General features: G+C 67.5%; 10 protein-coding genes. 5 read left to right on the top strand and 5 right to left on the bottom strand.

The annotated features are described in order from the left end of the window. Positions 1 to 39: 39 nt before the first annotated feature. A complete protein-coding gene (locus K5K93_RS17585; RefSeq protein WP_222388548.1) occupies positions 40 to 3,585 on the bottom strand; it encodes an ATP-binding protein in 3,546 nt (1,181 codons plus the stop codon). 164 nt (positions 3,586 to 3,749) lie between these two features. Here K5K93_RS17585 and K5K93_RS17580 point away from each other — a divergent pair, with 164 nt between their 5' ends. Genes K5K93_RS17580 through K5K93_RS17570 form a run of 3 tightly spaced genes read left to right on the top strand, consistent with a single transcriptional unit; the run spans position 3,750 to position 5,539 of the window. Continuing rightward, the gene (locus K5K93_RS17580) at positions 3,750 to 4,394 is read left to right on the top strand and encodes a YceI family protein (RefSeq protein ID WP_093818662.1); all 645 of its coding nucleotides are present in this window, start codon (positions 3,750 to 3,752) and stop codon (positions 4,392 to 4,394) included. Next, positions 4,391 to 4,963: a cytochrome b gene (locus K5K93_RS17575; protein ID WP_222388547.1), complete on the top strand. Its 573-nt coding sequence runs from the start codon at positions 4,391 to 4,393 to the stop codon at positions 4,961 to 4,963. The genes K5K93_RS17580 and K5K93_RS17575 overlap by 4 nt, the downstream gene beginning before the upstream one ends. Before the next feature lie 3 nt (positions 4,964 to 4,966). Then, complete coding sequence (locus K5K93_RS17570) at positions 4,967 to 5,539, top strand: YceI family protein (RefSeq protein WP_093818664.1); 573 nt, start codon at positions 4,967 to 4,969, stop codon at positions 5,537 to 5,539. 85 nt (positions 5,540 to 5,624) lie between these two features. Here the strand turns inward: K5K93_RS17570 and K5K93_RS17565 are convergent, their stop codons facing one another. Beyond that, positions 5,625 to 5,855 carry a glutaredoxin family protein gene (locus K5K93_RS17565; protein ID WP_025877830.1) on the bottom strand — a complete coding sequence of 77 codons (231 nt, stop codon included), beginning with the start codon at positions 5,853 to 5,855 and terminating at the stop codon, positions 5,625 to 5,627. Positions 5,856 to 5,956: 101 nt separating this feature from the next. Here K5K93_RS17565 and K5K93_RS17560 point away from each other — a divergent pair, with 101 nt between their 5' ends. Both K5K93_RS17560 and K5K93_RS17555 read left to right on the top strand, forming a co-directional pair. Continuing rightward, on the top strand, positions 5,957 to 7,339 hold the full coding sequence (locus K5K93_RS17560; RefSeq protein ID WP_025877828.1) for an L-serine ammonia-lyase: 1,383 nt from the start codon (positions 5,957 to 5,959) through the stop codon (positions 7,337 to 7,339). 110 nt (positions 7,340 to 7,449) lie between these two features. After that, a complete protein-coding gene (locus tag K5K93_RS17555) occupies positions 7,450 to 8,445 on the top strand; it encodes an alpha/beta hydrolase (RefSeq protein ID WP_222388546.1) in 996 nt (331 codons plus the stop codon). A gap of 88 nt (positions 8,446 to 8,533) precedes the next feature. Here the strand turns inward: K5K93_RS17555 and K5K93_RS17550 are convergent, their stop codons facing one another. Genes K5K93_RS17550 through K5K93_RS17540 form a run of 3 tightly spaced genes read right to left on the bottom strand, consistent with a single transcriptional unit; the run spans position 8,534 to position 11,861 of the window. Beyond that, on the bottom strand, positions 8,534 to 9,601 hold the full coding sequence (locus K5K93_RS17550) for a homoserine dehydrogenase (RefSeq protein WP_140225681.1): 1,068 nt from the start codon (positions 9,599 to 9,601) through the stop codon (positions 8,534 to 8,536). After that, positions 9,598 to 10,833: an O-succinylhomoserine (thiol)-lyase gene (locus tag K5K93_RS17545; RefSeq protein ID WP_132824422.1), complete on the bottom strand. Its 1,236-nt coding sequence runs from the start codon at positions 10,831 to 10,833 to the stop codon at positions 9,598 to 9,600. The genes K5K93_RS17550 and K5K93_RS17545 overlap by 4 nt, the downstream gene beginning before the upstream one ends. Then, positions 10,830 to 11,861 carry a homoserine O-succinyltransferase gene (locus K5K93_RS17540; RefSeq protein WP_025877822.1) on the bottom strand — a complete coding sequence of 344 codons (1,032 nt, stop codon included), beginning with the start codon at positions 11,859 to 11,861 and terminating at the stop codon, positions 10,830 to 10,832. Before K5K93_RS17540 ends, K5K93_RS17545 begins: the two co-directional genes overlap by 4 nt. Positions 11,862 to 11,878 lie beyond the last annotated feature (17 nt).

Genomic DNA, 11,878 nt, shown 5'->3' with positions numbered 1-11,878 from the left:
AACCGAAAGTTGCGCGATTCACGCCGCAAGATGCCGTACTCAGCTGATGATCTGGCGCTTGCTGCGTGCCTGGGCAATCGCCGCCACCAGCAGATCGCCGGTCACCGGCTTGCGCAGGAAACCATCGAATCCGGCCGCAAGCACCTGCGTCTCGGCATAGGCATCCGAGCGCGCGGTAACTGCCACCAACGGCAGTTCGTAGCCCATCGCGCGCAGTTGTCGGGCGATTGCGGTGCCATCAAGTGCCGGCAGGTCGAGGTCGAGCAGGCCGACGTCGAACCCCTCGGTTGATATTTCCGACAGTGCGCCCAGGCCATGCAGCACGTGCACCACCTCATGGCCACGGCTGCGCAGCAGACCGGCGATGACCTCGGCAACGGTGGCATCGTCCTCGACCAGCAGGATGCGCAGTGCCGGCAGCGTCGGCGACGTGGCCTCGCCAGGGCTGAAGGCCTGCTGCCGGCTCCACGGCAGCGGCAGCCGCACTGCGAAGCGTGCGCCACGCCCCGGCTGGCTGTCGACATCGATGCGGCCGCCCATCGCCACCGCCAGCTCCTGGCAGATCGCCAGGCCCAGCCCGCTGCCACCATAGCGCGAGGCGGTACGCGGGCCATCGGCCTGCTCGAAGCGGTGGAACAGGCGCTGCTGCTGCTCGGCATTGATGCCCGGCCCGCTGTCGCTGACCTCGAACGTCACCGCGCCGCCGTCGTCGTCCAGGCGCGCCGCCAGACCGACATGGCCACGCTCGGTGAACTTGATCGCGTTGCCCAGCAGGTTCAGCAGGATCTGGCGGACGCGCATCTCATCACCACTGACGCAGATCGGGCCTGGCAGTGCCTGCCCGCGCTGGAACGCCAGCCTGCGCTGTTGTGCCATCGGCTGCATCAGCGCCTGCACCTGGTCCAGCAGTCCGCCCAGGTCGAACGGGCGGATGTCCAGTTCAAGCCGGCCAGCCTCGATCCGGGCCAGGTCCAATGCATCGTTGACCAGCCGCAGCAGATGGCTGCCGGCCTGCTGGATCGAGCCGGCATAGCTGCGCTGCACCGGGTCCAGTTCGGTGGACAGCAGCAGTTCGCTCATGCCCAGTACGCCGGTCATCGGTGTGCGTACTTCATGGCCCAGGGTCGCCAGGAAGCGGCTCTTGGCCTGCGATGCCTGCTCGGCGATCTGCTGCTTGTGCACCGTCAACTGCCACTGCTGGCGTCGCCGCAACCGCCTGCGGATCGACCACAGCAGTGCCAACAGCAGCAGCGAGCCCAGCATTGCATAGCCGAAAATCGCCATGCCGCTGCGCCACCAGGGTGGCAGTACCTTGATGTGCAACTGCTGCGAGGGCGTCCACGGACCACTGGCCGTCGCGGCCTGCACCTCGATGGCGTAGGTGCCGGGCGGCAACCGCGACAACGTGCGTTGACCGTCCCCGCCCTGTTCCACCCAGTTCTGGTCGTACCCCTGCACGCGGAACCGATAGCGGTTGCCCTGCGGGTTGGCGTAGGACAGCAGCCGTGCGTCGATCTGCAGGTCACGGTCGTCCGGCCCCAGCAACAGCAGGCCGGAGGTCGGCAAGGGCTGCCAGCCGCGCGCATCATCGCGACGGACGCGAACCTGCGCGATCACCAGTTGCGAGGGTGGCATCTCGGCGTCGGCAGCATTCGGATCGAAGCCCACCATGCCGGTCTGGGTAACGGCCAGCACCCGGCCATCGGCATCGATTGCCGGTGGGCGTCCGGTGAACTCGGCATCAAGCAGGCCGTCGCGCTCGTTGAAGATCTGCAGGCGACGCTGTTTCGGATCCCAGCGCATCAGGCCGCGGGGCGTCGTCGCCCACAACTGGCCGTTCCGGCCCAGGGCCAGCCCTCCCATGCTGACCGGCGGCACGCCGGCACTGGCATCGACGCGCTGGATCAGGCGCAGGCTCAGGCCATCCCACTGGTAGCGCTCGAATGCGCCCTGGCGTGCGATCCACAACTGCCGGGGATCGATCCATACCAGATCGTAGATGGGCCCCCTGGAAACGCCGGGCACCGCTTCGAAGCGGTCTCCCTGCTCACGCCAGATGCCCATTTCCCCGACCACCCAGGCGTGCCCGCCGGCATCGAAGCGGATCTGCTCGACCGGCGCGTCGGTGCTGCCTCGCAGCGTGGCGCCGTCGAAACTGCGCAGCAGGCGGCCGTCGGCACTGCGCTGTTGCAGGCCCAGGTTCATCACCGATACCCAGACCGTGCCATCGGGGGCCTGCCGCATCAGATCGATCCGCTGCCGAAGGTCGGCGCCACCGCCAATGCGCCAGTCGCGCAGCACACCGGTGGCGGGGTCGTAGACGCTGATGCGCCCCGCGCGGCCGAGCCACAGCCTGCCGTCGGGACGTGGCAGTACCGACCACACCGCGCCGCTGCCCAGTTCGCGGTCGCTGGCCAGCAGGCTCAACGTCCCCTGTGCATCGATCTGGTAAACGCCATGCGCAGAGCCGACGTAGTAGCTGCGACCGTCGCTGGCAGCACTCAACAGGTACTGGCTGTCCAGCGGCTTGCCATCGAACTGGTACCAGGTTGAAAAGCGTCGCCAGTCGGGCGGCAGGTAAGCCAGGCCCTGGGTCAGCAGGGCGACCCACAACCCTCCCTCATGGTCCTGCATCAGGTCGAGCACGCCACTATGCCCGGTCAGGAAGCCACTGCCACGGTCGCCTTCCAACCTGCGCAACACCTGGCGGTCACCACGCAGCAGGCCATCGGAGGTTCCCGCCCAGTAGCCTCCGTGGCTGTCGGCCAGGACCAGTGCCGAGCGCAGGCGGGCACTGTCGGCCCAGGCCGGTCGCGTCACCCGATCCTGCGCATCGATGCGGTACAGGCCGTCGTTCTGCGTACCGACCCAGATCGCGCCATCGGCATCGCGGCTCAGCCGCAGCACGCTCACCGCCGCCAGTTCGCGCGGCGCCACGGCTTCGAAGTCATGACCATTCCAGCGCGCTACACCGGCTTCGGTACCTACCCACAGACGTCCCTGCGCATCCACCAGACTGCTGAAGACGGTGTCACTCGGCAGACCGCCGGGCTGCGCCCGATCATGCTGGAAATGGCGCAGCGAGCCATCTTCGCCGACGCGGCAGACCCCATGGCTGCTGCTGCCGACCCATAGCGCATCCTCGGCGTAGGCCAGGGTCCAGAACTGTCCCTGGCACCCTTCAGTGACGGAATCGAAGGTCTTGAAGCGTTCGCGGTCGGCATCCAGCCGGGCCAGCCCCTTGCCGTTGATGCCCACCCATACCCGGTCGAGCGGGTCGACCAGCAGGGTTTCGATCTCGTTGCCGGGCAGCGAATCCGGTTGTGCCGGGTCGTGCTGCCAGACCCGCAGCTCACCGCCGTCATAGCGGGCCAGGCCGCCGTCGGTGGCGGCCCACACGCGCCCCTGCCGGTCTTCGGCCAGCGCCACCACCATGCGCGAGGGCAATCCCTCGGCCGCGCCGAAACGGCGCAGGCGCGGTGTTTCGCCGGCCATGTCCAAGGTCACCGCTGCAGCCGAAAGCGCCAGCAGCACCAGACCTGCTCCTGCAATGCCTTGGCACCACCGGCGCCAGCCGCTCTTCATCCTCAACCCCCTGTCCTGTGCCGATTGTCACACAGGGCTGCAGCCATCGCTGCAACAGCCTGTTTCCGGCCGCATCGGCACCACGAACTGTTGCAGCCGTGCACACAGCGTTGCGCAGGGGCTATGGGTATGATCGAACGGTCTTTTCCCGGAGCCCCACGCCGATGCGCCACTGCCTGGCCCTGCTGCCGATGCTGCTTGCCGTGGCCCCCGCCTGGGCAGGCAACGAGGCCTACCGCATCGATCCGGTGCACACCCGTGTGCTGTTTGCGATCGACCATGCTGGCTATTCGCAGGCGCTGGGTACGATCTCCGGAAGCCAGGGCCAGTTGCAGTTCGATAGCGACAACTGGCGCGATGCGACACTGGACGTCGAGATTCCCGTATCGCGATTGGACCTTGGTGATGCCAAATGGAACCAGGCAACCCTGGCGCGCAGCCTGCTCGATGGCGAACGCTTCCCCACCGCCCGCTTCGTCTCACGCCATGTCGAACCGATCGACGCCACACGTGCCCATGTGACCGGCACGCTGACCCTGCGCGGGGTCAGCCAGGAGGTCACGCTGGAAGTGACCTTGAACCAGATCAAGCGCTATCCGTTGCCACCCTTCCGGCGTACGGCCGGCTTCTCCGCCACCACTACGCTGAGCCGGCGTGCTTTCGGCATCACCGCCTGGCCGGGCGTGATCGGCGACGCGGTGCAGGTGCGGATCGAGGCTGAAGCCACGCTCGACCGCAGCGACCGTGCGGGAACTCCTACGCCCCAACCCCACTCCGAGAGCCAGACGGCCACCAAGGATCCTTCATGACCGCCAAGAACACCCCTGCCGCCTGGGGAAGTGTCAGCCAGACCCTGCACTGGTTGATCGCCCTGCTGATCCTCGCCCTCGGCATCGTCGGCCTGACCATGGGCGAGCTGCCGAAGACGCCCAAGTATTTCTGGGTCTATACGGCGCACAAGTCGATCGGCATCACCGTGCTGGCGCTGGTGGTGCTGCGACTGGGCTGGCGCCTGTACGCCGGAGCTCCCAAGCCGGTACCCGGCGTGCCGGGCTGGCAGGAGCGCATCGCCAGCGCCACTCACGTGCTGCTGTACGTGCTGATGTTCGCCATCCCGTTGTCGGGTTGGCTGTACGACTCGGCCAGCGGCCTGCGTCCGTTCCGCTGGTTCGGCCTGGTCGATGTGCCCAAGCTGACCGGGCCGGACCCGCAGGTCGTGGCAGTTTCCCATGCCCTGCACGAATACGGCTTCTGGCTGTTGATCGCGGTGGTGCTGGCCCATGCCGGTGCCGCCTTCTACCACCACCTGTTCCAGCGCGATGCCACCCTGTCCCGGATGTTGCCGCGTGGCTGGCTCGCCTCCCCCCAGAAGGACTGACCGATGAACCTGAAACTGACCACCCCGGCCGCCGTGGCCGCCGCCCTGGCCGGCATGCTGGCCACCGCCCCGGTGCTCGCCGCCGATTACGCCCAGGCACCGGGTGCCGGATCCTTCCTGGCCTTTGCGAGCAAGTACGACGGTGAAGTGTTCACCGGCAGCTTCCCGGGCTTTGCCACCAAGCTCAGCTTCGACCCGGCCAATCCGTCCGCAGGTTCGCTGGACGTCGTGATTCCGCTGGCCGGCGCCAAGAGCGGCAACAGCGATCGCGACTCCACCCTGCAGGGCGCGGACTTCTTCAACGTCGGCAAGTTCGCTACCGCGCGCTACACCGCGAAGGGTTTCCGCGCGCTCGGCAACGACCAGTTCGCCGCCGATGGCACGCTGGAACTGCGCGGCGTGAGCAAGCCGGTCACGTTCACGTTCACCTGGAAGCCCGGCGCGCAGCCGGTGCTGACCGGTAAGGCCACCGTCAAGCGCCTGGACTTCGGTGTCGGTGGCGGCGACTGGGCTGATACCAAGACCATCCCGGACGAAACCGCGATCAGCACGATCGTGAAGTTCGACGCGAAATAAGACGCCTTCGTCCTGTTAGCGCCGGGCCATGCCCGGCGGCTTCCACCGCTGGCCGCGCTTCGCGCTCGCCAGGCATGGCCCGGCGTTACCTGCCTGCCAACAGCCAGGCCTGCACCGTGGCCGCATCGAACGGCCAGTCCAGCTCCCGCCCACCGCGCTCGTCACGCAGCACTGGTACCCGCGCCCCATACCGCGCCTCAAGCGCCGGCTGGTCATCGAGGAACACCGATTCGAACTCGGGTGCCCGCGCCCTGGCCAGCTCGGCCAGGGCCATGTCACACAGATGGCAGTCGTCACGCTGGAACAGGGTCAACACTGCGATTTGCTCCCTTGGCGGAAATGCTGCGCCGCAGTCATGGAAGTGCGGCATGAACCGCTAGAATAGCGGTCTCTCCCGGTACCCGCAGTACGGCAACCATGGCTGTCAGCACGTTCGACGTTTTCAAGATCGGCATTGGCCCGAGCTCCTCGCACACCGTCGGGCCGATGAGGGCCGCCGAGCGCTTCATCCATCGGTGGCTGCTCGACCCGGGCAAGCTTGCCCAGGTCGCGCGCATCCGTGCCGACGTGTACGGCTCGCTGGCACTGACCGGTCGCGGCCACGGCACCGACAAGGCGATCCTGCTCGGCCTGGAAGGGCAGCGTCCGAACCTGATCGACCCGGACATCATTCCGTCCACGCTGGAGCGCATCCGCAGCAGCAAGCGGATCATGCTGATGGGCCAGCACGAGATCGCCTTCGACGAAAAGCGCGACCTCGGCCTGAACAAGCGGCAGAAGCTGCCCTACCACACCAACGGCATGCGCTTCACCGCGTACAACGCCGATGACGAAGTGCTGGCCACCCGCGATTACTACTCTGTCGGTGGTGGCTTCGTGGTCAACCAGGACGATGCGGCCGATGACCGTATCGTGCCTGACGAAACGCCGCTGCCCTACCCGTTCAAGAGCGGCGACGAGCTGCTGGCGCAGACCGCGCGCAGTGGCCTGAGCATCGCCCAGCTGATGTTCGAGAACGAGAAATGCTGGCGCAGCGAGGACGAGATCCGCGACAACCTGCGCGAGATCTGGAGCGCAATGCAGGCCTGCGTGGCGCGCGGCATCCGCGAGGAAGGCGTGCTGCCGGGCGGCCTGAAAGTGGGCCGCCGCGCGCCGGCGCTGTACCGCGAGCTGTCGTCGAAGCCGGAAGCGGCGATGCGCGACCCGCTGACCACGCTGGACTGGGTCAACCTGTACGCACTGGCCGTGAACGAAGAGAACGCTGCCGGCGGCCGCGTGGTCACCGCACCCACCAACGGCGCGGCGGGTGTACTGCCGGCGGTGCTGCACTACTTCGACCGCTTCTGCCCGGGCGCGAACGAACAGCGGGTGTTCGACTTCCTGCTGACCTCGGCGGCGATCGGCATCCTGTACAAGGAAAACGCCTCGATCTCCGGCGCCGAAGTGGGCTGCCAGGGCGAGGTCGGCGTAGCCTGTTCGATGGCCGCCGGTGGCCTGGTCGCGGCGCTGGGCGGCAACCCGAGCCAGATCGAGAACGCGGCTGAGATCGGCATGGAGCACAACCTGGGCCTGACCTGCGATCCGATCGGCGGCCTGGTGCAGATTCCGTGCATCGAGCGCAACGCGATGGGTGCGGTGAAGGCGATCAACGCCTCGCGCATGGCCATGCGCGGCGACGGCAAGCACAAGGTGTCGCTGGACAAGGTCATCAAGACCATGCGCGATACCGGCCGCGACATGCAGGACAAGTACAAGGAAACCAGCCGCGGCGGGCTGGCGGTGAACGTCATCGAGTGCTGATGGTCGGCAGGGCCGGGCATCGACCCGGCTCTGCAGTGCCGTTCTCGACCGGACAACGCCGTCACCGTTTTCCGGTTAGGCTCGGGCATCCCCCTGCCCCGGAATGTCCCATGCGCGTGATCGCCGCCGCCCTGCTCGCCTGCCTTCCGCTGTCCGCTCTCGCTGCGCCAACCTACGGGCCGCGGCTGGAGGGCTTCGACTATGGCTATCCAGTGAAGACCTTTGCACTGGAATCGCAGCGCCAGGCCTTGGAGATGGCCTATCTGGATGTTGCGCCGAAGAAGAAGCCGATCGGCGTGGTGGTGCTGCTGCATGGCAAGAACTTCTGCGCGGCAACCTGGAAGGAGACGATCAAGCCGCTGGTGGCGGCAGGCTACCGGGTGATCGCGCCGGACCAGGTGGGTTTCTGCAAATCCAGCAAGCCCGAGCGCTACCAGTATTCGTTCGGGCAGCTGGCCGACAATACCCATGCGCTGCTGCAGCAGCTGCAGCTGGGTGATGTACCGGTGCACGTGGTCGGCCATTCGATGGGTGGCATGCTGGCCATCCGCTATGCGCTGATGTATCCGCAGGACATGCGCAGTCTTTCGCTGGTCAATCCGATCGGGCTGGAAGACTGGAAGGCGCTGGGCGTGCCCTGGCGCAGCGTGGACGCGTGGTATGCCGGCGAAATGAACATCAGCTATGACAGCATCCGCCGCTACCAGCTGGATGTGTACTACGACGGCAAGTGGAAGCCGGCGTATGAACCGTGGGCGCGCATGCAGTCGGGCATGTACGAAGGCGCGGGCAAGCAGCAGGTGGCCTGGAGCCAGGCACTGACCTCGGACATGGTGTTCCACCAACCGGTCGTCTACGAACTGAAGAACCTGCAGGTGCCGACCACCTTGTTCATCGGCCAGAAGGACCGCACGGCGATCGGCCGTGACCAGGCATCGCCCGAACTGAAGGCAACGCTGGGCAATTACCCGGCCTTGGGCAAAGCGGCAGCGGCGGCGATACCCGGCTCGACCCTGGTCGAGTTCGCGGCACTGGGTCATTCGCCGCAGGTGCAGGACCCGAAGCAGTTCAATGCTGCATTGTTGAAGGCACTCAAGGCGCGTTGAAGTTGCATAACCGCCAGGCATGGCCCGGCGCTACACACGCCCTCGGTAGAGCCAGGCCATGCCTGGCTGCAGTGCGTCGATCAGCCGCTCACCCCACGATCCGCAGCACGTCATCCAGCAGCGCCGCTGCGGTCACTTCCGCACCCGCGCCCGGCCCCTGGATCAACAGCGGCTGCGCGCGATAGCGATCGCTGTGGATGGCCACGCGGTTGTCGGTGCCCGCGCCCTGCGCCAGCGGATGGTCGGCAGCCAGCTCACGCAGGCCCACCTGCGCACCCTCGCCATCGACGCGGCCGACAAAACGCAGCACCCGGCCGTTGTCGCGCGCCTGCTGCCAACGTGCCTGCAGCGGTGCATCCAGCTGCTCCAGCGCATTCACTGCATCTTCCAGCGGCAGCGCAGCCAGCGCGTCCGGCACCAGTGAATCGACCTGCACCTGCGACGCGTCCAGCGCCAATCCACTGCTGCGGGCCAGGATCAGCAGCTTGCGGCGCACATCCTCGCCGGAAAGATCCAGCCGCGGGTCCGGCTCGGTGTAGCCGGCCGCCAGCGCTTCACGCACCGCCGCCGAGAACGGCGACTGGCCGTCATAACGATTGAACAGCCACGCCAGCGAACCGGAAAGCACGCCCTCGATGGCATGGATGTGGTCGCCACCGGCAACCAGCGCGCGCAGGCTGCTGAGCAACGGCAGGCCCGCGCCGACGGTGGCGCTGTCGCCGTAACGCGCACCACTGTCGGCGCAACGATCGGCGATGGCCTGCGCGCGCGACAGCTGCGCACCGCGGCCAAGCTTGTTGGCGGTCACCACGTGCACGCCGCGCGCCAACCACTGCACGTGGCGCGCCGCTACATCTTCGCTGGCGGTGGCATCGACCACCACGTCGCCACGCTCCAGCCCTTCAGCGCTGGCCCACGGCGGCGAACTCTGCCCATCACGCGGCGCACGCCGTGCCAGTTCCAGCGGCAACGCCAGATCGCGGTCGATCGCCAGCGCGGTGCGTGAATTGGCCAGCCACTGCACGCTGGGCAGTTCCAGCCCACGCGCCTGCAACGCCTGGTAGCGCTGCACGAAGGCCGAACCGACGGTGCCGGTTCCAAGCAGCGCCAGGCGACCAGTACCCAGCAGCGGAATCTCGACAGGCAAAGCGCTCATGCGTCTGCCACCTGTTTGCCGCGCGCCACCGCATCGATCACCGCCTCGGCGCGCGCCAGGGCGCTGCCCAGATCGGCCAGCAGGTCGCGCTCACCCTCGATACCGACCGACAGACGCAGCAGGCCTTCACTGATGCCCGCAGCCGCGCGTGCGTCGGCAGTCATCGCGGCGTGGGTCATGGTCGCCGGATGTGCGATCAGGCTCTCCACGCCTCCCAGCGACTCGGCCAGCGTGAAGTAACGCAGGCCATCGACGAATGCACGTACAGCAGCATGCGGATCATCGCCGGCACAGCTGGCCAGTTCGAAGGACAGCATCGCGCCGAAACCACTCTGCTGACGCGCGGCAACGGCGTGGCCCGGATGATCGGCCAGGCCCGGGTAGTAGACCTTGGCCACCGCAGGATGCGCATCAAGCAGCGCCACGATCGCGGCGGTGTTTTCCTGGTGCGCGCGCAGGCGTGCATCCAGCGTACGCAGGCCGCGCAGGGTCAGGAACGCATCGAACGGCGAGCCGGTAAGACCCAGGGCATTGCCCCACCACACCAGCTGCTCATGCACGGCGGGATCGCGGGCAATCACCGCACCACCGACCACGTCGCTGTGGCCGTTGATGTACTTAGTGGTGGAGTGCAGCACCAGGTCCGCGCCGAACGACAGCGGTTGCTGCAATGCCGGCGACAGGAACGTGTTGTCGACCACCACCAGCGCACCGGCTTTGTGCGCCGCGTCGATCACGAAGCGCAGGTCGGTGATGCGCAGCAGCGGGTTGGACGGGGTTTCCACCAGCACCAGCTTCGGCTGCGTGGCCAGGGCCTGGGCCAGCGCGCGCGGGTCGGTCAGGTCGGCGGTGACCAGTTCGAAATGGCCCTTCTTCGCCAGCGCGTTGAACAGGCGCCAGCTGCCGCCGTACGCATCATGTGGCACCACCAGGGTGTCGCCGGGCTGCAGCAGTGCGTTCAGCACCAGGTTGATCGCGCCCATTCCGGTGGCGGTGACCACGCCGCCAGCGCCGCCTTCCAGGTCGGCCAGCGCCTCGCCCAGCAGGTCGCGCGTGGGATTGCCACTGCGGGTGTAGTCGTACTGGCGCTTGTTGCCGAAGCCTTCGAAGCTGAAGTTCGACGACAGCACGATCGGCGGCGTGACCGCGCCGTGGGCGGTGTCCCGATCGATGCCGGCGCGGACGGCGGCGGTGGTGCGACAACAGGACGGTTCAGCGGCGTGCAGGCTCATGCGGACTCTCCAGAAGTGCGGAAGGCGGTGGCGAGGATCGCGTCGATGCGATCGGTTTCTTTCAGGAAGGCGTCGTGACCGTAGGGCGAGCGCAGCACGCGCAGGCTGCCGCGTGGGCCCAGTCCCTCGACCAGGCCGACCAGGTCGGCAAGCGGCACCAGGCGGTCGCCTTCAACGGCCACCACCACGGTCGGCGGCAGGATCGCGCTCGGGTCCACGCGGTGCAGATCGATCGACTCGGACAGGCGCAGGTAGGCATTGACCGGCGTGCGCGCAACGTACTGCGCACCAGCGGCGTCGAGGTAGTCTTCGGCCGCGACACGGACGCGGCCATTGACCACCTCCGGTGCTGCATCGAAGCGTTCGCCGAATTCTTCCGGTGTGCGGTAGCTGAGCATGGCGAACTGGCGGGCCAGCGCCAGGCCGTGGTCTTCGCCACACTGCAGCTGGCCCAGCGCCACGGCACGGCGCTGCAGCGCACGCCAGGCGGCGGCATACGGGTGCGGGCGGTGCGCACCGCTGGCCAGCACCAGCTGGCGTACCCGGGCACGGTGGCGGATCGCGAACTGCTGGCCGACCAGTGCACCGTAGGAATAGCCGACGAATGCCTTCAATGCGCGGATGCCGAGATGGTCCAGCAGCAGGGCCAGCGCATCGGCCTGGTCGGCGGTATCGATCGGCACATCCAGCGCACCGTCGGCGCCGATGAAATCGAACGCGAGTACACGCAGCTGCTGCGGATCCAGCGCGCGGCCGCTGCCGACCAGGCCTTCGGCCCAGCCCTTTTCGCTGAACTGCGCATTGGAGGCCACATGGCGGTGCGCGGAAATGCCGCCCGCCAGCACCACCACCGGTGCGTTGACCGGACCGACCCACTCATAGCGCAGGCGCACCGGGCAAGGGCCGGCATGACGCATCGACAGCACGGCGGCGAACTCGCCGCGCTCGGCGTGCACGCGGTCATCGACCGGCACGCTGACGGGGACAAAGGGTTCGGGGCGAAGCACGGTGCTGGTGGCGAAGCTCATGGCGGGTTCCGGTAGGG

The organism is Stenotrophomonas sp. DR822, from assembly GCF_019793815.1.
Classification (GTDB): Bacteria; Pseudomonadota; Gammaproteobacteria; order Xanthomonadales; family Xanthomonadaceae; genus Stenotrophomonas; species Stenotrophomonas indicatrix.
This window is presented reverse-complemented; position numbering and strand designations above follow the sequence as displayed.